General features: G+C 38.0%; 24 protein-coding genes and 1 other annotated feature (1 of these 25 running past the window's edge). Of the genes, 1 reads left to right on the top strand and 23 read right to left on the bottom strand.

Features of this window, described 5'->3' with window-relative positions; genetic code table 11:
• Positions 1-18: 18 nt before the first annotated feature.
• The 20 genes from H5S10_RS05560 to H5S10_RS05465 all read right to left on the bottom strand — a co-directional run bounded on the left by H5S10_RS05560 (position 19) and on the right by H5S10_RS05465 (position 18,869).
• Entirely contained in the window at positions 19-714 is a 696-nt protein-coding gene (locus H5S10_RS05560) for a 5'-methylthioadenosine/adenosylhomocysteine nucleosidase (protein ID WP_003666778.1), read from the bottom strand.
• A gap of 15 nt (positions 715-729) precedes the next feature.
• Positions 730-999, bottom strand: a complete 270-nt coding sequence (locus H5S10_RS05555) for a hypothetical protein (RefSeq protein WP_003668311.1) — start codon at positions 997-999, stop codon at positions 730-732.
• On the bottom strand, positions 992-1,543 hold the full coding sequence (locus tag H5S10_RS05550; RefSeq protein ID WP_003666776.1) for an NUDIX hydrolase: 552 nt from the start codon (positions 1,541-1,543) through the stop codon (positions 992-994). Before H5S10_RS05550 ends, H5S10_RS05555 begins: the two co-directional genes overlap by 8 nt.
• A gap of 12 nt (positions 1,544-1,555) precedes the next feature.
• Positions 1,556-1,759, bottom strand: coding sequence for a cold-shock protein (locus tag H5S10_RS05545; RefSeq protein ID WP_003666775.1), 204 nt, complete (start codon positions 1,757-1,759; stop codon positions 1,556-1,558).
• A gap of 113 nt (positions 1,760-1,872) precedes the next feature.
• Positions 1,873-4,668, bottom strand: coding sequence for an isoleucine--tRNA ligase (gene ileS, locus H5S10_RS05540; RefSeq protein ID WP_182589012.1), 2,796 nt, complete (start codon positions 4,666-4,668; stop codon positions 1,873-1,875).
• A gap of 57 nt (positions 4,669-4,725) precedes the next feature.
• Positions 4,726-4,945: a binding site (T-box leader), on the bottom strand.
• 20 nt (positions 4,946-4,965) lie between these two features.
• Entirely contained in the window at positions 4,966-5,709 is a 744-nt protein-coding gene (locus H5S10_RS05535; protein WP_182586100.1) for a DivIVA domain-containing protein, read from the bottom strand.
• Between the two features lie 21 nt (positions 5,710-5,730).
• Complete coding sequence (locus H5S10_RS05530; protein WP_182589011.1) at positions 5,731-6,516, bottom strand: YlmH family RNA-binding protein; 786 nt, start codon at positions 6,514-6,516, stop codon at positions 5,731-5,733.
• Positions 6,517-6,537: 21 nt separating this feature from the next.
• Positions 6,538-6,798, bottom strand: coding sequence for a YggT family protein (locus H5S10_RS05525; RefSeq protein WP_003668315.1), 261 nt, complete (start codon positions 6,796-6,798; stop codon positions 6,538-6,540).
• 18 nt (positions 6,799-6,816) lie between these two features.
• Positions 6,817-7,233: a cell division protein SepF gene (locus H5S10_RS05520; RefSeq protein WP_003668316.1), complete on the bottom strand. Its 417-nt coding sequence runs from the start codon at positions 7,231-7,233 to the stop codon at positions 6,817-6,819.
• Between the two features lie 69 nt (positions 7,234-7,302).
• On the bottom strand, positions 7,303-8,550 hold the full coding sequence (ftsZ, locus tag H5S10_RS05515; protein WP_182589010.1) for a cell division protein FtsZ: 1,248 nt from the start codon (positions 8,548-8,550) through the stop codon (positions 7,303-7,305).
• Positions 8,551-8,567: 17 nt separating this feature from the next.
• A complete protein-coding gene (gene ftsA / locus H5S10_RS05510) occupies positions 8,568-9,941 on the bottom strand; it encodes a cell division protein FtsA (RefSeq protein ID WP_182586103.1) in 1,374 nt (457 codons plus the stop codon).
• A 120-nt stretch (positions 9,942-10,061) separates the two neighbouring features.
• Positions 10,062-10,910: a cell division protein FtsQ/DivIB gene (locus H5S10_RS05505; RefSeq protein WP_094502535.1), complete on the bottom strand. Its 849-nt coding sequence runs from the start codon at positions 10,908-10,910 to the stop codon at positions 10,062-10,064.
• Between the two features lie 27 nt (positions 10,911-10,937).
• A complete protein-coding gene (murG, locus tag H5S10_RS05500) occupies positions 10,938-12,050 on the bottom strand; it encodes an undecaprenyldiphospho-muramoylpentapeptide beta-N-acetylglucosaminyltransferase (protein WP_182589009.1) in 1,113 nt (370 codons plus the stop codon).
• Between the two features lies 1 nt (position 12,051).
• Positions 12,052-13,422: a UDP-N-acetylmuramoyl-L-alanine--D-glutamate ligase gene (gene murD / locus H5S10_RS05495; protein WP_182589008.1), complete on the bottom strand. Its 1,371-nt coding sequence runs from the start codon at positions 13,420-13,422 to the stop codon at positions 12,052-12,054.
• Between the two features lie 12 nt (positions 13,423-13,434).
• On the bottom strand, positions 13,435-14,406 hold the full coding sequence (mraY, locus tag H5S10_RS05490; protein ID WP_003666758.1) for a phospho-N-acetylmuramoyl-pentapeptide-transferase: 972 nt from the start codon (positions 14,404-14,406) through the stop codon (positions 13,435-13,437).
• A 24-nt stretch (positions 14,407-14,430) separates the two neighbouring features.
• The gene (locus H5S10_RS05485) at positions 14,431-16,590 is read right to left on the bottom strand and encodes a penicillin-binding protein (protein ID WP_182589007.1); all 2,160 of its coding nucleotides are present in this window, start codon (positions 16,588-16,590) and stop codon (positions 14,431-14,433) included.
• Positions 16,590-16,961 carry a cell division protein FtsL gene (gene ftsL, locus H5S10_RS05480; RefSeq protein WP_182586109.1) on the bottom strand — a complete coding sequence of 124 codons (372 nt, stop codon included), beginning with the start codon at positions 16,959-16,961 and terminating at the stop codon, positions 16,590-16,592. The genes H5S10_RS05485 and ftsL overlap by 1 nt, the downstream gene beginning before the upstream one ends.
• A 7-nt stretch (positions 16,962-16,968) precedes the next feature.
• Entirely contained in the window at positions 16,969-17,925 is a 957-nt protein-coding gene (gene rsmH / locus H5S10_RS05475; RefSeq protein WP_182589006.1) for a 16S rRNA (cytosine(1402)-N(4))-methyltransferase RsmH, read from the bottom strand.
• A 15-nt stretch (positions 17,926-17,940) separates the two neighbouring features.
• Complete coding sequence (gene mraZ, locus H5S10_RS05470; protein ID WP_182586111.1) at positions 17,941-18,369, bottom strand: division/cell wall cluster transcriptional repressor MraZ; 429 nt, start codon at positions 18,367-18,369, stop codon at positions 17,941-17,943.
• A gap of 143 nt (positions 18,370-18,512) precedes the next feature.
• Positions 18,513-18,869, bottom strand: a complete 357-nt coding sequence (locus H5S10_RS05465; RefSeq protein ID WP_231795512.1) for a hypothetical protein — start codon at positions 18,867-18,869, stop codon at positions 18,513-18,515.
• 125 nt (positions 18,870-18,994) lie between these two features.
• Between H5S10_RS05465 and H5S10_RS05460 the strand changes: the two genes are divergently transcribed.
• Complete coding sequence (locus H5S10_RS05460) at positions 18,995-19,114, top strand: DUF4044 domain-containing protein (RefSeq protein ID WP_003666746.1); 120 nt, start codon at positions 18,995-18,997, stop codon at positions 19,112-19,114.
• 61 nt (positions 19,115-19,175) lie between these two features.
• On the opposite strand, the gene H5S10_RS05455 is transcribed toward H5S10_RS05460, so the two are convergent.
• The 3 genes from H5S10_RS05455 to H5S10_RS05445 form a co-directional block, all read right to left on the bottom strand.
• Positions 19,176-21,503, bottom strand: a complete 2,328-nt coding sequence (locus H5S10_RS05455; protein ID WP_182589005.1) for an FtsK/SpoIIIE family DNA translocase — start codon at positions 21,501-21,503, stop codon at positions 19,176-19,178.
• A gap of 21 nt (positions 21,504-21,524) precedes the next feature.
• Positions 21,525-22,034: a tRNA (cytidine(34)-2'-O)-methyltransferase gene (locus tag H5S10_RS05450; RefSeq protein ID WP_078009603.1), complete on the bottom strand. Its 510-nt coding sequence runs from the start codon at positions 22,032-22,034 to the stop codon at positions 21,525-21,527.
• 171 nt (positions 22,035-22,205) lie between these two features.
• Positions 22,206-23,017, bottom strand: partial view of a methyltransferase domain-containing protein gene (locus H5S10_RS05445; protein ID WP_182586245.1) — the 3' portion only. The gene runs 46 nt beyond the window's last position; only the last 812 of its 858 coding nucleotides appear in the window; the start codon falls outside the window, past its right edge — the gene reads right to left on this strand; its stop codon occupies positions 22,206-22,208.

Genomic DNA, 23,017 nt, shown 5'->3' with positions numbered 1-23,017 from the left:
GTTTTTCATCCTTCCATTTTACTTATCTAAATCTGCAAAGAGCTGAAGAAGCATATTTGCAGAGCGTTTTCCGGCATCAATAATAAAGTCGTCAAAACTAACGCCGGCGTCTTCATCACCTGTATCCGACATTGCTCGTACTACCACATATGGAATTTGGTGGTCAGTGGCAACTTGTCCAACCGCTGCCCCTTCCATTTCACTAGAAAGTGCATCAGGGAAATTATTCAAAATCTCTTTAATTGCTTCTGAACTTGCAATAAATTGATCACCAGAAACAATCAATCCTCGTTTTACATTTAAGCCAGTCTTCTCGCCGGCTTTTTCTAAAGCTTGTCCCCATTGGTCAGAAGCCTTAAAGCGTGGTTCTTTTCCTGGGAGTTGGCCATAACGGTAATTAAATGCAGTTGCATCAACATCATGGTAGGCCGTTTCAGTTGAAATGACAATATCACCAACATGTAACCCTTCACCAATTCCACCAGCTGATCCAGAATTAATCACAACATTTGCCCCACAATCGGTAATTAAATGTTCAGTAGTAATCCCAGCTTCCACTTTACCAATTCCAGATTCTACTAATACAACGTCTTGATTATTGATTTTACCGAAAAGGTAGGATTTACCCCCGATTTTCTTTTCTTGTTTATCGGATAACTTTGCAGTTAATTCTTTAATTTCTTCAGGCATTGCACAAATAATTCCAAATCGCATATTTTTCTCCTTTTTCTACCCAACATAAAATAGTATTAAGTAAACAATAATAATTGCCACAATCAAAGCAATGATTGCAATATTTAAGCGGCGTTTCAAGCGCGCCGTTTTTTCTGCCACTGTTTCGTCATGACGTTGACTAGCAACTGCTTCGCGACTATAAGGTTGATCAGTTGTATTTTCTGTTGCTTCATTAATAGGTTGCTGTTCAGTCTGACGTTGCTGTTGACGATATTGACTACGTGACATACGTGATTGTTGCTCATCTTGTTGTTTATTATCCACGGTTGTTCATTCCTTGCCAGTAATAGATTGCCATGATTGTCTTAGCATCTTCAATTTCGCCTTGATCAATCATTTCAAGCGCTTGTGGTAAAGTTACTTCTTTTAACATCAATTGTTCATCTTGATCTTGCGGCAGCTCGTTGCTAACCCGTTTTAATCCCGTAGCCAAATAAAGAGTCATGTATTCATCCATACAACCAACAGAAGTATAAAATGAAGAAATCTTTTTTAAACTTGTTGCTTCATACCTTGTTTCTTCATTTAATTCACGTTTAGCCGCATGAAGAGCATTATCAGCATCCCGTTGATCGAGCTTCCCCGCAGGAATTTCAAGGGTTGTTTTTGCAATTGGTGCGCGCCACTGTTTTTCAAGAATCATTTTATTATCAGCCGTCAAAGCCAAAATCGCAATTGCTGGTGCGTGGTGGACGATTTCTCGTTGTGTTTTATTACCATGTGGGGTGATAACTTGCTGTACTTCAACATCGATTAAATGGCCGTGAAAAACTGTTTTACTACTTATTGGTCGCTCTTCAAATTCCATTAGAACCCGTCCTTATCTTAAAACACGAACATGTGCTGCTTGCGGTCCCTTTTGTCCTTGAACAATTACTAATGAGACCTCTTCATCAGGGTGAAGGATGCGACGACGCGTTCCTTCAATTCCACTATAGTGAACAAAAATTTCTCCTTCGTGAGGAACTGTAATAAAGCCCCATCCTTTTTGTTCGTCAAAACTTTTTACTTTTCCTTTGAGCATTTTTTACCAACTCCATAATAAAATACCAAGCAACAAGTGTCACTTGGTATTTTACACCGCTTAAAAATAATTGTCATTTACTGGATAGCGAAAACCAGTTTTTTTAGAGATTATTATTCTTCTAAACCATCTTCTACTGTTTCAGGGAAGTTTTCCCGAACAATAGCAGCACAGCGAGCACATAATTCAGGATATGCTGGATCACTGCCAACATCTTCCTTAACCATACGACAACGAGCACAAGTTTCACCATTAGCAGTTGTAACCTTAACTGCTACCCCATCGTTGTATTGGTCAGCATCAGCAGGCGCTTCATCAGCTGGATGTACATGAAGAGCAGAAACTCCTAGCAATAATTGAATGTTTTCATCAAGGCTATCAAGTAATTGCTTTTGGTCATCGGTTAAGTAAAGATCAACTTGCGCTTCAAGAGATTTACCGATTAGCTTAGCATTCCGTGCTTCTTCAAGACTCTTTAGAACATGTGAACGCACTTCCATAAAGTCATCCCACTTACTCAATAGCTCTTCTTCACCATCAAATGTCCGTGGATCTGGAATTTCAGTTAATTGAACAAAATCTTCCGGTTCATTCATGTAACTCCATACTTCTTCTGTAGTGTGAGGAAGGATTGGCGTAAGAAGTTTAACAAGTGTCAAAAGAATATCATAGAAAACTGTTTGCATTGACCGCCGAACTTCTGAATTTTCAGCCTCAATGTAGAGCACATCTTTGGCAATGTTCATGTAGAAAGCTGAAAGATCATTGTTTACAAAGTTGATCAATACCTTATAAGCATCAAGGAAATCGTAGTTATCAAAATCTTCCCGCATTGTCTTCAAGAAGTGGTTAAGTTTAACCAACATGTACTTGTCTACTGATTGTAACTTCTCATAAGAAACGGTATTTTCTTCAGGATCGAAGTCACTAGTATTAGCAAGTAAGAAGCGGAACGTATTTCTCAACTTACGATATGCTTCAGAAATCTGTTGGAATGTCCCCATCGATACCCGAACATCAGCCGAAGTATCAGCACTCATTACCCATAAACGGATAATTTCTGCACCCATTTGTTGAACAACTTTATTTGGATCGATAACGTTACCTTGAGATTTACTCATCTTGTTACCGCGCTTATCAAGTGTGAACCCTTGAGAAACGATTTCCTTATATGGCGCATGTCCTGAACATACAACACTGGTAATCAAACTCGAGTTAAACCAACCACGATATTGGTCAGATCCTTCAAGGTAAAGGTCCGCTGGGTATGTTAAATAATCACGTTCAGCTAATACCCCTTGGTGTGATGAACCAGAATCAAACCATACGTCCATAATGTCAGTTTCTTTAGTAAATTGACCATTAGGAGAGTGTTCATTAGTGTAACCTTCCGGCAAGAGGTCTTTTGCCTCACGTTCAAACCAAACATTAGAGCCATACTTAGCAAATAAATCTGCTACATGATTGATTGTTTCTTCTTCCATGATTGGTGTGCCATCTTCAGCATAGAAGATTGGTAAAGGCACACCCCAAACACGTTGACGAGAAATTACCCAATCACCACGGTCTTTGATCATATTGCGAAGACGAACCTTTCCCCATTCTGGGTGGTACTTAACGTCTTCTAAGGCATCTAAAATATTTTGGCGCATCTTTTCAATTGATACAAACCATTGATCAGTTGCCCGGAAGATGATTGGTTGCTTTGTCCGCCAATCAAATGGGTAGCTGTGTTGTAATGGTTCTTGAAGAAGTAAAGCATTGTTTTCTTCTAACTTTTGAAGGGAAACGTCATCAGCATCTTGGTAGAATACCCCTTCAAAGCCTTCACCGTTTTCCTTGGTTAAAACACCTTGATCATTGATTGGGGCAAAAATTGGCAAGTCATACTTTTTACCAAAGTTGTAATCATCATCCCCATATCCAGGAGCAGTGTGAACAAGGCCAGTACCAGCATCAGCAGTAACGTAATCTGCTAAGCCAACAAGAAGATCACGATCAAGGTATGGGTGTTGAGTAGTCATTCCTTCAAGTTCTTGTCCCATTAGATGGTCAACAACTTCGTAATCTTCCCAACCAAGTTTTTCCGCTAATTTTTCAAGAAGATCTGTTGCAACAACAAACTTCCGGTCATCATTAGCAGGCTTTACAACTGAATAATCAAACTTTGCATTAACAGCAACCGCTTCTGAAGCTGGAATGGTCCATGGTGTAGTCGTCCAAACAACTAAATATGTATCATTATCTAAACGGCCTTTGCCATCTTTAATTTGTTCTGCAAAGAAGGCAGTTTTAGCAACAACATCATGATATTCAACTTCGGCTTCTGCCAAGGCTGATTCTGAAGACCATGACCAGTAAACTGGCTTCTTAGCTTGATATAATAGACCCTTCTTAGCAAATTCACCGAATACCCGAATTTGAGCAGCTTCAAATTCTTTATCAAGGGTAAGATATGGATGATCCCATTCACCACTTACACCTAAACGCTTAAAGTCAGTCCGTTGCTTGTCAACTTGCTTAAGAGCATATTCTCGGCAAAGATCACGGAATTCAGTTAAGCTCATCTTCTTACGGTCATAACCAGATTTAGTTAATTGGTGTTCAATTGGCAAGCCGTGAGTATCCCAACCAGGAACATAAGGTGCCCGGTAGCCAGACATTGACTTATAGCGCACAATAAAATCTTTAGAAATCTTATTCATAGCGTGACCAATGTGAATATTACCGTTAGCATATGGAGGCCCATCATGTAAAACAAAAGTAGGCTTTCCTTCATTTAATTTTTGTCGTAGTTCATAAACTTTATTTTCTTCCCATAGCTGTTCTCGTTGTGCCTCAGTTACAGGTAACTTTCCACGCATTGGAAATTTAGTGCGACCAAGGTTTAACGTATCTTTAACACGCATTGTAACTACCCCTTTCATTAATTCTTGTATTTTAATAATAAAAAAGCTTCCTCCCATTACTGGGACGAAGCTTCTTCGCGGTACCACCCGGATTTAAAACTTTAAGATTAAAGTTTCCTTATGTCATTAGATAACGATAATGAACCGCCTCATCCTAACTAACTCAAATGAGGTACTCCGAGATGATCAGGAATATTTAAACATTATCAACCTCTCACCAATTGTTGACTCGCTTTAACGTTATGATAATTATTCCAATTCTCTTCAACGATTTTATTAAAATACGATCCTAGTGATTTACTTGTTATTATCAGGGAAGACAACAACAGTTTCAGGTGCATCTGATCCTTTGTCATCGTTAACAGCTGTTGGTTGTGCAGGTGCACTCTCTTCTTCCGTTTGTTCAGCAGAAGCAACAGGCTGTTCTGATTCAACAGGTTGTTCTTCACTAGCAGTTGTTGCAGTTGATTCTACACTGGTTGCTGAACTGCTGTCAAGACGACTACCTAAAATTTTTTCAATTTCGTCATATTTACTCAAGTCATCATTTTCCAAAAGCTTGTCCCATTCATTACTCTTAATGACTTCTAATTGAGATTCAAGCATAACTTGAAGACGTTGGCGGAAGATCCGAGTCTGTTTACGAAGATCATTAGTTTCACTTGTCAACTTCTTAGTAGAATTAGCAGCATCTTCAATTACTTGATTTGACTTATCGTTAGCTTCTGAAACGATATCAGTTGCTTGCTTTTGCGCTTCACGAATCATAATATCTGCTTCACGCTTAGCATTATTTTTAACCTTATCAGCAGCTTCTTGAGCAACTAGGATTGACTTATTTAAAGAATCTTTCAAGTCAGCAAAGTACTTAATCTTGCTATCATTAGCACGTACTTGTTCTCGTAAATTATTATTTTCAGTTATTAATTGTTGAACTGTTTGTGAAACTTCCTGAATAAATTCTTGCACTTCTTCAGGATTATAACCCCGCATCTTGGTATTAAATTGCTTATTATTAATTTGATCAACCGTCAAACTCATGAGTAAATTCCTCCATTCAAATTACGCATTTACAACTGAAATGGTAATTCTTTCTTTATCTTTTTTTGTTTTTCCATTGGTCATATCGATTCTAAGGCGACCACCATGACGCACAGATATCAAATCATGAACCACAATTTGATAATCTGGACGATCAATCTCTTCCCAATTTAATCGAACTTGACCATGCTCTATTAATTGCTTTGCCCGGTTTCGTGAATAATTAAAGCCTGCAGCTATCACAACATCTAACCGTAGTGATGAAACTGTTGTAACTATCGGCACCCATTCCTCTTTAGGTGTTACCACTGCTTCTGTTGCGATCGGAATCCATTTAATCTTAATTCGACCAATATGTTCAACGTTTTTACGTAAATACTCTGCCATTGGTTTTGTTACAATAACTTGCCAATGCGATCCATCAGTTAAAATATCACCAAATGTATTCCGCTCCATCCCTTCACCGATCAATGTTCCCATAATTTGCCGATGATGAAGTTCTGAAAACTTAACAGGATAGTTTATCTCTAAAGCCTGTAAAGCAAAGTCTTCTATAGAGGGTTCATAATAAGGCGGATAAATTAGAACTCGTTGCATTTCTGCGCCTTGCCAACCACCATACATTGTTATTTTAACATTGTTATTTCGATTAACAATCGTTTGGACAATAAAACGTTCCCGTGGATTTAAAAAAGGAGTGAGGACAGGACGATATTGGCCTTCAGCAGTAGCTACCCAGTCATTCGCTTGGTCAATAAGGGTGGCTTCATCCGGACGAAAATGTTGTTTAATGTTATCTTCGCTCAAATCTACTTCCTCTTAAATTAATTAAATGATTGCTGCTATTTGTGCTAATCCTGCTTGGACAAAATATAGTACAAGAATAGCGATCATCGGCGCAAAACTTATCCCCCCGATTGGAGGAATAAAGTCAAACCAATGCATATAAGGTTCTACCAACCGATTGATAATATCACCAAGTCGTGAATTACGCGCATTAGGAAACCATGACATAATACACCACACAACTATTACTAAAATATAAGCATCAACTAATTGATTAAGAGCCCATAATAAAAATGCGATCATATTAACTCCTTTTAGTGATTAAAATTTATCACCATCATTTTTTAGATTACTCGTTAAACTACCTGAAATTTCATAGTTTTTAGGGGTGCAGAGGAAAATTTCCTTTCCGATCCGTTTCATTTCACCATCAATTGCAAAAACGGTTCCATTTAAGAAGTCTACTAACCGTGCTGCAACATTCGCGTCCATTTGAGTGAAGTTAACGATCACCGCATGCCCCTCTAATAATTGGGATGCAATCTGCTTTACATCTGCATAAAGACGGGGTTCATATAAGGAAATCTGACTCATTTGGTTAAGACGCCCGCTATTAATTGAAACTACTTTATTGCTTGTGTTTGCTGGCGTTGAAACTTGTTCACTCGTTTCATAGAGACCGTCTTGTTCATCAATGTCTTCTTCACCAAATAGGCTTTTTAAAAAATTTGCCGCCATTGTTTTACCCTCCTTAATAGTGCTAAACAGAAAAAGGCGGATTAAAAATCCACCTTTTTGCTAAATTATTTACTTACGACGATTCTTGAAGAACGGTGGAGTCGATAAGTTAGTATCATCATTGTCATCCGTATTAGCCGCATCATCGTTAAATACGTTAAATTCTGGCTTAGTAACGTGAGAAAATTCGTTATCAGAATTTCTTGATTGGTTACTTGTATCGGCTGTTGGATCATTCCAACCATCAAAAGGATCTCGTTGCTTTGGTTGTTCAACGGGTTGTTCTTCTTGTGGAATAGACCGCGTTACTCGTGGTGCTTCTTTTTCTGTTGGCTTTTGTTGTTGAATTTTCTTTTTCTTATCAATCCCAGTGGCAATTACAGTAACGCGAACTTCATCACCCATCGATTCATTTAGGGACATACCGAATGAAATATCAACATTAGTTCCAGCAGCTTGTTTAATCACATCTGATGCTTCTTGAGCTTCAAACATCGATAAGTCTTTACCACCAGTAATATCCATCAAGACATGTTGAGCACCATCAATTGACACTTCAAGTAATGGAGAAGATATAGCCTTCTTAGTTGCCTCCGTAGCACGGTTTTCACCAGTTGAAGCACCAACCCCCATTAAGGCCGAACCTTGATTAGACATCAACGTCTTAATATCAGCAAAGTCCAAGTTGATGTAACCTGGGGTAACAATTAAGTCTGAAATACCTTGCACACCTTGACGAAGAACATTATCAGCTTCCTTAAATGCTTCCATCATTGGCGTCTTCTTATCAATCATCTCTAATAAGCGATTATTAGCAACGATAATTAAAGTATCAACATTTGACTTTAATTTTTCAAGCCCTTCTGCAGCATAGCGTGCTCGACGAGGTCCTTCAAATGAGAACGGACGAGTCACAACACCAACAGTTAATGCACCACTATCTTTAGCAAGTTTAGCTACAACTGGGGCGGCTCCGGTACCAGTTCCACCACCCATTCCGGCTGTAATGAAGACCATATCTGCTCCCTCAAGAGCTTTTTTAATTTGTTCTTCACTTTCTTGGGCAGCCTTTTCACCTACTTCTGGATTTGAACCAGCACCTAATCCTTTTGTTAATTTAGGTCCTAAGCGAATCTTGGTTGTCGCTTGAGAATTATTTAATGCTTGTAAATCGGTGTTAGCAACAATAAAGTCAACACCTTGTACCTTTTCAGTAATCATTCGGTTGACGGCATTACCGCCAGCTCCACCAACACCAATTACTTTGATTTGCGCTTCCGCAAATTGGTTGTCGTTAGCGAACGTTTCGTTATCCATAGCAGTATTCCTCCAAATTAGTCAAATAAATTATTAAAAATGTTTTTAAACCGATTACTTAGGCCGTTTTGCTTTTTCTTCTTTGGCGCAGGCTCTTCAGTAACTGGTTGCTGCTGTGCTTCTCGCTGTGAACGTTGTAATTTATCAGATTTTTCACTCCATTGTTGACGTGACTGATTAACAGCTTGTCCTTTTTCTTCATGGGGACTCTTAATCGTATCAATTCGTTGAACAGTTTGCTTAATTAATCGATCAATATCTGATAACTGATTTTCATACATCCCCAAAGCTAAACTAACAGCATAGCGAGGATGACGAATGCCCATTTGTTCTGGAACATTCACTTTAATATTACCAGTAAAGTATTGTTCAGCAAGTTCCTTAACTCCTGGCAGAGCAGCCACTCCACCAATCAAAACTACTCCTCCCGGTAATTCAGGAGCATGAATAGCCTTAAGTTTATCCTGAATACGATCAAAAATTTGCCGTACTCGTGCTTCAATTATTTCTGATAAATACTGCTCTGAATATTGGACAGGATCATTTTGGCCAACAACATCAACGTCAACTTGGACATCTTCGTCAGCTAAGGATGCCATAGCATATCCATGGTTTAGCTTAAGTTGTTCAGCATTTTTTAATGATGTATTCATGACCGTAGAAATATCTTTAGTAATATATTTTCCACCTTCAGGATCAACATAAGTATACTTTAATTGATGATCATGAATAATGCTGGTCGTTGTTTGACCGCCACCTAAATCAATAACAACAGTCCCAAAATCTTGCTCTCCATCATTAAGGAGGTTAAAATCTGTTGCGATCGGCGTAATAACAAAATCTTTAATGTCATATCCTGCCTGTTGAACTGCCTTTTTTGTATTATGAATAATGGTCTTAGGTCCTGTATACAAGGTGGCCTTCATTTCTAAACGGACACCAACCATTCCACGGGGGTCCTTAATACCAGAAAAGCCATCAACAGTAAATTCTGTTGGAATTAAATCAATTATTTCCCGCTCAGGGGGAATACTTTGCGTCAACGCTTCACGAGCAACGTCAATTACGTCTTGGTTAACAATCTCTCTTGATTGTCCTCTGGTTGCAATCGTAATCATACCGTGTACTCGTTGCATTTGTAAGTAATTTGCCGGTAAGCCAACTACAACACTTTGAATCTCTACGTTGGACTTTTCCTCGGCCTGTGCTACCGCCGCCGAAATTGCCTGGGCGGTTTTATCAATGTCGACAATAACTCCTCGGTTTAATCCTGCCGATCGTTCTACACCAACACCAATAACTTTCAACTGACCCTTAACACTTTCACACACCAGTGCCTTGATCGAGGTGGTTCCAATATCTAATCCAACGTATACTTCTGAATTATTCATTCTAAAAGGAACCCTCCTAAGACTATCATTAATTAAATTAATTGTATTTTTAACCTATATAAGAATTTTACCACAGATAAACAATGACAAAAAAGGTAATTATCAAGGTTTTTCACAAAATCATTTATCCTTAGATCCATAATCATAAGAATAAGCTCCGACTTGAAGATCTATAATTCCCTTATTTTTCATACTTGCTGCAATTGCAGGGTAATATCCCATTTTATCCCCAATAGTATTTAAATCGCCATAAACTGTATTACCATCACGCATATAAATAATCACGCGATCTGGATACTCCTTAGTTGGTTGATAACTCACACTTGAAATACCATTTCTTATTGCCGGTTTCAGTTTTCCTAGTTGAGCAGCTGTTGCAGCAAGAGCTTTTTTATGACCATCAAAACGCTTATAAGCAATACCATTGTCAGCAGTTTTCGTTCGCTGCAATTGACCATCAGCTAAAACAGCGTATGTATCATTATTCATCACTGCTGTCCCTAAAAGAGCATTTTCTTTTACAGATATTCGCAGAGACTGAGGGCCAGTTACCTCAATCCTTAAACTTTTTATTTGAGGATTTTTACGAACAGCTTGTTTAATAAGTTGATGACGGGTAAGATAAACGCCCCATATAAAACGTCCTGGATAAATATTTGTATTTTTTTCTACCTGCTCTTTAGTCAAGTCATGATTACCAGTTACATGAAGCGTGTTAATTTTGCTCAAGGGAGAAATAATATAAATCATAAAGAGGAGAATAAGACTGAATAATATCACTAATTTTAAGACTCGTTCTCCGTTAGAAACGTAGCGCTTAATCTTAATTCCGCGAATCTTATTACCAACATGAGTTTTAGAAGGCTTCTTTTTCTGTTGTCGCTGTTGAGCGGCAGCACTCCGCTTTTCTAATTCAGTTAATCGCTTCGAATATTTATGATGTTCAATAGCCGATTTATCATCCAACACCTGTTCTCCTCCTTCCTAATCTATACTTTATTTTTTGTGTTCATCAATCGCCTTATGCAAGACCTTAATTAGCCTATCAGCAGCATCAGGTCGTCCCATCTTTTCAGCAGCAAGAGCCATCTTTTTACGTACTTCTTCATCTTCCATAATCTTATCTGCTTGCGTCAATAATGCCCGAGCATCTAACTTATCTTCTGTAATCATTAAGCCTGCATTATTCTTAACTAAAGCCTGAGCATTCTTTACTTGGTGGTTAGCGGTAACATACGGACTAGGAATTAAAATTGTCGGAACTCCGAGTGCTGTTACCTCAGCAATAGTAGTTGCTCCTGCTCGAGATACTAAAGCTGCTACCCGTGGCATCTTAGCTGGCATATCTTTTATGTAAGGAACAACTTTAACATTATCAGCTGGTTTAATATTGCCTTCTGCAAGCTGCTTCTTTACATCATCGTACCGTTTTTGGCCAGTTGCAAAAATAACCTGATAAGGACGCTTATTGAATTCTGGAATTGCATCGACAACTGTCTTATTGATTTTTGGTGCTCCTTGACTTCCCCCAAAAATCATTAAGGTTGGAACATCTTCTTTCAAGTCATAACTTGTCCATGAAAAATCACTATCTTTTTTGGCCGCTACCTGTTGAGCACGAGGATTACCTGCCATTGTAACTTTATCAGCAGGGAATTGACTGCGTGCAGCTTCAAACGCAATTGCAATTTGATCAACATAGCGACTTAAAAACTTATTTGTTACTCCAACGACGCTATTTTGCTCATGAATTACTGTTGGAATATGTTTCTTCGCAGCAGCATAGAGGACAGCTCCACTTACATATCCTCCAGTACCTAAAACAACATCAGGCTTAAATTCACTAATAATTTTTTTAGCATGATGAACAGAGTTTAAGAAAAGATAAATAGTCTTAAAATTTTCAAGAGAAAGAGAACGCTTAAAGCCCTGCATGTGCATTGTTTCAAGCTTAATTCCGGCATCCGGTACAATTTTATTCTCAAGGCCACGGGTTGTTCCAACATATAACACTTCAGTATCTGGCTCAACCTGCTTTAAGCGTTCAATCAATGCTAATGCCGGGTAGATATGACCACCAGTTCCGCCACCTGATACCAATAACCGCATCTTATTGTTCCTTCTTTCCTGTTAAGTCTTCAACTGCTTCAATAAATTTATCACCACGAACCTCAAAGCTCGGGAATTGATCCCAACTAGCATTAGCGGGAGAGAGAAGGATGACATCTCCTGGCTCACTCAACTTCCATGCTTCTGGTACCGCAGTAATCGCATTTTCGCTTTCAATCACTGGAACGCCAGCCTGGTTTCCTGCATCCCTCATTTTATCTTTACATTCACCAAAAACAATCATTGCCTTGACGTGCTTCTTAAAGTAAGGAACTAACCGTTCAAAGGTATACCCACGATCAAGACCACCTGCTAAAAGAATTACCGGGCGATCAAAACCTTGTAAGGCAACCTCAGTAGCTTCAATATCAGTTGATTTGGAATCATTGTAGAAAAGTCGTTCTTGGTATTCCATCACATATTGCAAACGGTGACGAACGCCGCTAAATGTTGTTAAAACTTTCTTTATTGCATCGTTTGTAACGCCACTTAATTTTGCCGCGGCAATTGCGGCCAATGCATTTTCTACATTTTGGGGACCGATCAATCGAATATCCTTGGTTGGCATAACTTCTTGCCCACGCCAGTAAATCATTCCATCTTCTACATAAGCTCCTTCATGGCTTTTGTTTAAACGAGAAAATGGCACAATAGTAGCTTGACTACGCTGAGCAATCTTTTGCCATTCATCACGATCCCAGTTAATAACTAAGAAATCATCTTTGGTTTGATTCCGAGTAATATTAAGCTTTGCATTAATATAGTTTTCCCGTGTCTTATGATAGTCTAAATGGTTAGAAAAAATATTAGTGATAATTGCAATATGGGGGCGAATTGTTGGTGCTCCTAATAATTGGAAACTAGATAATTCTGTAACCAATGTATCGTCTGGCTCTAAATCTTCAGCAATTTTACTAAAGGAGATTCCAATGTTTCCTGCATATTTCACTTGATGTTTTGCATTTTCAGCAATCATTAACTGGGTTAAAGTTGTTGTAGTAGTCTTCCCATTACTTCCGGTTACACTTACAAGGTGACCATCAAAAATTTGCCATCCTAATTCTGCTTCTGTAATAATGGGTGTCCCCTGCTTAACAAAGGCAGCTACTAATGGATTATCATAGGGAATTCCAGGATTTTTTACTACAACATCAAAGCCTTCATTAGCTAATGAAATGGGATTATTACCAGTAATTACTTTAATTCCGTCAGCTTCTAAATCTTCAACAATATCATTATTTTTAGGAGTTGCTTTATCATTAGCAGTAACATTTGCACCAAGTTTTACCAATAAGTGGGCCGCATTAATTCCGCTAATTCCGAAACCCATTACAAGAACTTTTTTACCTTGATATTCATCAATTTTTTTCATTTCTCTTTACTCCTAACCAACTAATAAGATTGTTGTAACAGCAATAATTGCAGCCACTAACCCTACAAGCCAAAATACAATATCAATTTTCCATTCGCTCCACCCACTCATTTCAAAATGATGATGGATTGGCGTCATCTTAAAAATTCGTTTACCAGTTGTTTTAAATGAAGCCACTTGAAGAATTACACTAGCAGTTTCACAAACATAAACAATTCCAATTACTAATAAAGACCATTCATGATGTAATAACAATGAAACAGCGGCTAAGGATGCCCCAATTGCTAAAGATCCCATATCACCCATGAAAATCTTAGCGGGTTTATGGTTGTAGGGGAAGAAGCCTAGTAAAGTTCCGATCATTGCTAAACAGAAAAGGGCAATTTCCGGATAACCTGGTTGATTGAGGTTTACTAAGGCAATGATTAAATAAGCTGCAAAAGAAATAATAGAAAGGCCACTTACTAAACCATCAAGTCCATCAGTTAAATTAACTGCATTTGAAAAACCGACGATCCAAAAAATAATAAACAAACCGTAAAGCCAACCAATTTGAGTTGTTCCAAAGCCCATTTGAAAGCCTTCATGTTGATAAATAACAGTAAAGACCATTGCTGCTAAGACCTGACATAGCGCCTTTTGCCATGGCTTAAATCCTTCATTTTGATGGTGAAAGATTTTAATGCTATCATCCCACATCCCAATCAGGCCATAAACAACTAGGACAAAGAGGAGTGCCCATAGCGTATTTGTAATTAACCCTTGCCAAGCAGCAACCCATAAAATTGTTACTACTGCAGAAAAGATGAACAATAATCCCCCCATTGTTGGCGTCCCAGCCTTTTTGGCATGCCAGGTAGGACCTTCTTTACGAATTTGTTGTCCCTCTTTTTTTGCCCGAAAGTATTTAATCAATGAGGGCATTAATAAAAATGTAATTAAGAATGAACTAAGAATAGTCAAAACTGCACTTAAGAAATTCATATTTACCTCCAATTAGTTTCTCTGCTAGTTTTTAGCTTCATATTGAACAGTCAAAGTTGTTCCTCGCTTAATAGTTGTATCAGGCGAAATACTTTGCTGAGTAACATAGCCGTTTCCATTTTCTTTTACTTTTAGTTTAAGAATCTTAGCTAATTGTTGAACATCAGCAGAGCTCCATCCAGAAATATCTGGCATTTTATACTCGCCACCGGTATCAAGGATAACATGTTGATCTGTTAATACTTGTTCGTCGGGAGCTGCTGATTGTTGTTTAACTTTCTTGCCAGAGCCAACGACGATTACTTGCATTCCTTTACCTGATAGTTTCTTATTAGCATCATCACTTGATTGCCCAACAACATTTGGCATTGTAATAACCTTTTTCTTGGCCTTTTCCGCAACCTTTTGTTGGCTTAATAGCATTTTCATTGTCGGATTAAAGACACTGGCAATTTGTTTGGTTGCTGGTTTTTTTAGGTTTTGCGGTTGGCGAAGGGTGACATACATAATATACTTTGGATTTTTAGCCGGTGCCATCCCTGCAAATGAGTAAAGGTAGTTTGTATCACCAGTTGAATAACCATGAGCACCACCAATTTGTGCAGTAGCTGTCTTTCCGGCAATTCGGTAACCCTTAATTTGATAATCGTGACCAAGTCCTTTTTGATCATAAACAACGCCTTGCATGTATCCAAGGACCTTTTTCGCTGTTGATGCTTTTATTGGCTGCCCAACGACTTTAGGCTTAACCTTTTGGATTGTCTTTCCGCTATTACCATCTACAACTTTGCTAACAATGTAAGGTTTCATCATTTTACCATTATTACCAATAGCACTGAACGCCTGCATCATCTGCATGACATTTACAGTAATTCCCTGTCCAAAGGCGGTATTAGCTTGAGCAAGGATACCTTTAAATGAAGTATAACCATTAACCTCATTACCCATTCCGATAACATTTACTTTTTTTAACAAGCCAAATCGTTTAATGTACTTCATCCACGTATCTGCTCCCATGTCTTGTTCTACATGAGCAAACCCAACATTACTAGACATGTCAAAAGCATCTTTATAGGAAATTGTCCCCCAACCAGAACTTGACCAATCAGTGATTTTTCCACCGCCCATGGCCCATGTTCCAGAATTAAAGGTTGCATTAGGATTAAAATGTCCGGTATCAATGGCAGCAGCTAAAGACAAAATTTTCATTACGGAGCCTGGTTCATAAGCATCTTGAACTAGCATATTCCGCCAAACCGGATTATTTTCTGCATGAAGAGTTGGCCGTTGAGTAGCGGCAATAATTTTACCCGTTTTAGCTTCCATTACAACTGCAGTCATTGCATTGGCATTAGAACTTTTATAAACCTTATTAACTTTATTTTCGAGAAAATGTTGGGTTTGTGAATCAAGCGTAGTGTAGATATTATCCCCATTGATGGCTTTCTTAGTTACCTGCTTTGAATTAGCAATCTGGTATCCATAGACATCCTGTTTATCTTTTCTTAATCCATTTGTTCCAGTCAATTGCTTATTAAAGTAGCCTTCTAAGCCTAATTGTCCAACTAAATTTGTCTCTTCAGTCCCATTATCATTTTTAATCTTAGGCGTTGCCATCCCAATTATTTGAGAAGCAAATTCACCTTCTGGATATTGACGTGCTGGGGTAGCAATAAAGTTAATCCCTGGTAAATGCCGATTTTTAATCTTCTGCATCGTTGAAACAGAAAGGTTGCTTCCAGCGCTTCCAAATTCAACTTGATAGGCTTGTCCCTTTGGTTTAAGGATCTTTTCAATTTGTTTTGGTGTCAGGTCAATATATTGTGATAATATCTTCGCAGTTTTTTGTCGATTCTTTACATATAATGGTTTACCATCAGAAGATTTTTGGGTTCGATCAAGAACAGCATAGAGGGTATATCTACTTGTATCAGTTGCTAAGGGGTTTCCTTCTGAATCATAAATGTCACCCCGGCGCGCTTGAATAATTCGTTGCTGAGTATAAATTTGCTCAGCTTGCGAGCGTAAGTTAACATGTTGAACATCTTTATTTATTGCGATATACGCAAAACGAACGATAAATAAGGTAAACAATCCAACCGTGATTAGAAAGAGCCATTTGCCAAAGGTCCCTCGGTTTTCTCTATGTCCCCTATTTTTCGTTCGTTGTGGCTTCTTATTCATTATTTATTAACGTTCCTTACATTTGAATTTTTATCTGATAATCCATATTTATGTGCTGCTGATTTCAAATGCGATTGAGTCGTCAATTCAGCAATTTCTTGCTGTAAACTTGTATTACTACTTTTCGCTTTAGTGATTTGTGTTTGAGTATCCTGTAAGTGCCGTTGTTGATTATTAATACTAATCTTCGTCGAAAGTAAGCTAATCATTAACCCTAGTGTGATTAAACTTCCTATTGCTACTAAAAATCTTTCAAACTTTGACCATCTAACCGGGCTGGGAGAAATCTTGGGTTGTTGATAAGTCTTTCTTCTTGGCGCTTGCTGTGGTTGTTGTTCTCCCGCAAGTTGCCTTGCCGCATTTGAAACCATAATTATGTCACTTTCCTTTTCTAATTTTCTCGATTATCCTCAACTTGGCACTATGCGCACGATGATTTGCTGCTAACTCTTCAACACTAGCTACAATCGGCTTTTTATTAATTAATTTGAAGTTTGGCTCCATTCCCGCTGGAATTACTGGTAACCCTTGCGGTACATCCCCACTTAATGAAGTCTTTTCACGAAACATCGTCTTTACTAACCGATCTTCTAGTGATTGGAAGGTAATGACACTTATTCGTCCCCCAACATCCAGCAAGTCTAATGCTTGTTCTAACGATTCCTCTAAAGCACCTAATTCGTCGTTAACTGCTATTCGAATAGCTTGAAAACTCTTTTTAGCCGGATGTCCACCATGACGACGAGCTGCTGCCGGAATCCCTTCTTTAATCACATCAACTAATTCAAATGTTGTCTTTATTGGTGCTATTTTTCGATGCTGTTCAATTTTTCTAGCAATCGACTTAGCAAATTTTTCCTCTCCATATCGGTAAAGGATCTTAACTAGGCGTTCATATGGCCATTCGTTAACAACTTCCATTGCCGATAATTTTTGTTCCTGATTCATCCGCATATCTAAGGGTGCATCATGCTGATAGCTAAAACCTCTTTTAGCATCGTCGAATTGTGGAGAAGAAACACCTAAATCATATAAAATTCCATTAACATGTTTTACATTATAACTATTCAATTCCACTTTTAAGTTGCGGAAGTTATCTTCAACTAATGTTAATTTTTGTTGCTCTATTGCTGTTTTTAAGTGTTCTTTATTGTAATTAATCGCAGTCTGATCCTGGTCAAAAGAATATAGGTGACCATCCACGAGCTGTTGTAAAATAGCTTGCGTATGACCACCACCACCTAATGTCGCATCAACGTAGGTACCTGTTGGTTGCACATTTAATCCTGCTACGGCCTCCTTTAAAAGTACCGTTACATGTTTAAATTCTGCCATCAACTAAAACCTCCATTAAAAATCAATATTAAGATCTTCTGCAATCTCGTCAAAATTATCAGCTGTTTCACTTGCAAATTTATTCCACCGTTCATCGCTCCAGATTTCTAAGCGATTGGAAACACCAACGATTACACACTTCTTTTTAAGGGAAGCATGAGTGCGTAAGGTTATCGGAATATTAATCCGTCCTTGTTTATCAAATTCGCAATCTGTCGCGGCAGAATATAAAAAGCGTACAAATGCACGTGCATCACGCTTCGTTAATGGGAGTGCCTTTAGCTTCTGTTCTAAAAGTTCCCATTCATTTAATGGATATCCAAACAAACATCCATCTAACCCCCGAGTAACAATGAAGTGTGCCCCCAATTGTTCTCGAAATTTGGCAGGAATAATTAGTCGGCCTTTGGAATCAATAGTGTGTGTAAATTCACCCATTAACACGACTAATGTCCTCCTTCACCATGTTATAGGTCAAGTCTACCACAATCCCCCACTTCTCACCACGTAATTTTGTGAATTTTACCAAAAAGTAATAGACACAAAAAAGTGAGTAGGAATTTACTTCTCCAACTCACTTAATATTTTTATATCAACGGTAACCATGGTGAAATAATTAAGCTACCAATATATATGATTAAAGCATAATATGCCGAATAGTGCCAAAATACTGGCCAGTAACGGCGATAAATGAATTCATGATTGTGAATAATTTGTAAAACAATTAATAGCAGAGCTAGAATCATCCATAAGGCAATGGGATAGGCTGGCCAATAAAAGCCAATATTAAAAATTATAAGAAGCCATAAAATAATTGTCCATCCCCACCACAAATGTTTTGTCTTTTTAGGATGATGAAATATTCGTACTAATAATCGTTCTACTACCCCAATCACTAATAATAAAATAATCTCTAAAATTACAACCTGAATACTAACCCTCAACCTTTTCAGTTCCCTTCTCTTCAGTTAAGTAATCTAAGTTTAACATAATTCAAAACTAGATTTGAAAAAGACATTAAAGATGCGTTACACTACTATTATTGATAAAAATGGAAGGATGGTTAATAATGCAGCGAAAAAAGAAAACTCGTTTCCAAAAAATCACCATGGTTGCTATTTGGCTGATGTTAATTGCAATGCTTGGTTCTTTAATCTTTGGAGCAGTTGCATCCTTAAACTTAATTTAGCCTATTAAACATCCACGCAGTCGGAATAAAAAAGATCGGAGAAGAAACTCTCCGGTCTTTTTTATTCCTCACGTTTTTGCTTATAAACTTCACGTGGTTTCGATCCATTAGCTGGTCCGATAAATCCACGCTGTTCCATATCATCAATAATTCTTGCTGCACGATTATAACCAATTCTAAAACGACGCTGAATTAGCGAAGTTGATGCCTTTTGTTGATCAACCACAAAATCTAATGCTTCGGGGAACAATTCATCTTCCTCCTCAGCTTGTTCTTCTTGCTCGATTTCATTATCAGTTACAACCATATTATCGTCATACTCAGCTGCTCGCTCGTTTTTTATAAAGTCTACTACTGATTCAACATCATGATCAGAAATAAATGCGCCTTGAATTCGGACTGGCTTATTTTGATCGATTGGTTCAAATAACATATCACCTCGACCAAGGAGCTTTTCTGCCCCATTAGTATCGATAATAGTTCGCGAATCAACTCCACTAGAAACCGCAAAGGCAATTCGAGAAGGAACGTTAGCCTTAATAAGCCCTGTAATAACATCAACTGAAGGACGTTGAGTTGCCAAAATCATGTGAATACCAGCAGCCCGCCCCATTTGTGCAATTCGGACAATTGCATCTTCAACATCATGCGAAACGGTCATCATCAAGTCCGCTAATTCATCAACAATAACTAAAATCAATGGTAAGTTAGCTTGAACTTCATCAGGATGGTCATCATTTTGTTGTTTAACCAATTTATTATACCCATCCAGGTTACGAACACCGAATTTAGCAAACAATTCGTAACGACGCTCCATTTCTGCAACAACTTTTCCTAACGCACGGGCTGCCTTCTTGGGTTCAGAAACTACTGGACTGAGAAGATGAGGAATACCATTATAAACACTTAATTCGACCTTTTTAGGATCAATCATTAACATCTTTACTTGATGCGGTTTAGCCTTTAATAAAATGCTTGTAATGATAACATTGATTGCAACAGACTTACCACTACCCGTTGCCCCGGCAATAAGGAGGTGTGGCATCTTAGTTAGATCGGCCATTTTGATATCCCCAGTGACACTGCGACCAAGCGGAACTTCCATGGGATTATCATTACTAGGAGCATTTTCGACCATATCGCGAAAACCAACTGTTGCAATTTGCTGGTTTGGAACTTCAATCCCAATTAATGATTTCCCCGGGATTGGCGCTTCAATCCGGATATCTTTAGCCGCAAGGGCAAGGGCTAAATCATCAGCCAAATGGGTTATTCGGCTGACTTTTACTCCTACTGCTGGGCGTAACTCATATTTGGTAACGGAAGGACCCAAATTAACATTTTCAACTGTTGCATCCACACCAAAAGATTTTAGGGTTTGCTGAAGTGTTTTGGTGTTCTTTTTGATATTATTCAAATCTTCTTGCTGGTCTGTTGCTTTTACTTGACTTAGCAGGCTGACTGGTGGCAATTGGTAATCATTATCTTCTTTAGCATCAATTCCTGCAAGTTTAATTTCCGTATCGTCATGTTGTTTCGAAGTCTGCTCATCTTGGGTACCACTATGAGTTCCTTCCACTTGACTTTCACTTGCGACCCTAATAGTTGGTTCAACAGGGTCTTGGGAAATTATAGATGGAGAAGAAACTGGTGGTGATGGCTCTGCTGGTTCTTGGTCTGCAAAGAAATCTTTGACCTGTCGTGATGCTTTACTAAGAGGCACACTAATTGATGGTACCGTGGTTGTTTTAGTTGCTCTCTCCGTTCTCTTTTTCATTAATTGATCGTGAGCATTAACTATTGCTGCTCCAAATTTTTTAATGCCAATCCCACATTTTACTAGAAATTCGCGCCATGGTAATGCAAAAAAGACAATAATTCCGATAATCATTAACAACCATGACAATACCGCTGTCCCAACTTCTGAAATTAAAATATTACTTCCATTGTATAGGTAAGCACCAATCATCCCTCCACCAACCGGAACAGTTGAATCACCGTTAAAAATAACCTTACTAAGACTATTCCAAGTAGTTTCGATTACCTTTGCATGAAGATTCAGACGCTGAAACATTACTGTCTGAAGCCACATCAATAAACCAATATAGGCAATAATAGCTCCTGCAATCCAACGTTTTTTGAAATGTGGACGATGCCCATACAATGCAAAACATAATCCATAGAGAAAAACAATAATCATCGCAATTGGAAAGGATGATCCTACAAAAATCTTAAAACAGTTATCGAGAAAAGTTCCTAATACTCCTAAATTAAATAAGCCAACTAACATTAAGAGGCAAACAATTATTCCTAACAGATTATCAATTAATCGATACTGTTGTTTTTTCCCTCTTGTCCGGCGGGATGATGCCTTTTTCCTTCTCGCCATCGCATTACTGCCTCCTTAAGGTTACTTCAATTTATCGAATTCATATTTATGAACTCGGGCTAAATTAGGAAAACTTTGTTGCCGCAAAGCTTCATAAATAACAATCGCTGCACTATTCGATAAATTCAGTGCTCGAATATTATTGTCATTTTGTGGAATCCGGATAGCATTTTCTGGGTATTTTTGCATAAAACGTTCAGGCAACCCAGTGGTTTCTTTCCCAAATAGGAAATAATGATCTCCTTCACCCGTATAATCAGCATCACTATAATCATGGGTAGCAAACTTAGAAACAATATATAAGCGGTTAATATCAGGAATAGTCTTCATAAATGAAGGTAAGTCCTCATGATATGTAATCTTTACTTTATCCCAGTAGTCTAATCCAGCTCGTTTCATATGCTTATCATCAGTTGAAAATCCTAATGGCTTAATTAAATGTAATTCAGTATTTGTCCCCGCACAAGTTCGCGCAATATTTCCCGTATTTGCTGGAAATAATGGTTCAAACAAGACAATATGGTTTGTCATAATAAAATCTCCTTAATAAAATAAAAAAAGCAGGGTCTCGGTGTGGGCACGGCGAAACGCTGCTTTAATGAAGTACTCCTTGATAATTACCAACGAAACACTTATATTCGATGTCAATTATCAAACGATTTCTTATAATAATTTAGCACTAATTTAGTAATGTTGCAATAATTAATTAGCTTTTTTCGCAATTAATAAGCTTACATCCACCGTAATTGTTTTCAATTGAGTTAATTCTTCTTTAGATAATCTTTTAGCGTTTGCTCCCCAGTGTAAAGGTGTCATTTCTAACATTGATTGTTGTAAGCCGTCTGGGATTCTAAATTGGTAGGTTACCGTTTCAACTTTACTATGCGGATAATGTCGTTTAAATAACTCGATTACTCGTGAATTATCATAGTGGTAATTGCGTTCTCCTGTTTTATATAAGAGGTGACGTAATTCGACTAAGTAGTTAGCGTTAGGAATTACCTTAATAAGGGTCCCCTCTTTCTTTAGAACCCGGTTAAACTCTTGATAATCAGATGGAGAAAACAGCTCTAATATACAATCAAAACTCTCATCATTAAAAGGCAATTTACGTAAATCAGCTACACAAAAAAAGGCTTTTAACGGTAACTGAGTAGCAAGTGTTATCCCTGGTTTAGAAATGTCAAAGCCAATCATCGTATCATTATAATTAGCACGAATCGTTTCTAATTGTAATAATGGGGTTCCTTCCCCAGTCCCCACATCTAAGATCTTTAAAGATTTTGAAGGTAAGAATTTACTAATATTTTCAATAATTGGCTTAAATAGGCCTGCATTTAATAGCTGACGACGAGATTCAAACATTGATCGATCATATTCAGTATTAGCAGCCCCATTGAGAAAATGAAGATAACCATGCCGATTAAAGTCAAAGCGATGACTATTTCCACAAATAATACTGTTTCCTTCGATTTTCTCCATTGGCTGTTCACAAACAGGACATTGAAAAAGGG

Source organism: Limosilactobacillus balticus (genome assembly GCF_014145615.1).
Classification (GTDB): domain Bacteria; phylum Bacillota; class Bacilli; order Lactobacillales; family Lactobacillaceae; genus Limosilactobacillus; species Limosilactobacillus balticus.
Note: the sequence above shows the minus strand (reverse complement) of the source record. Positions and strands in the feature narration are given on the sequence as shown.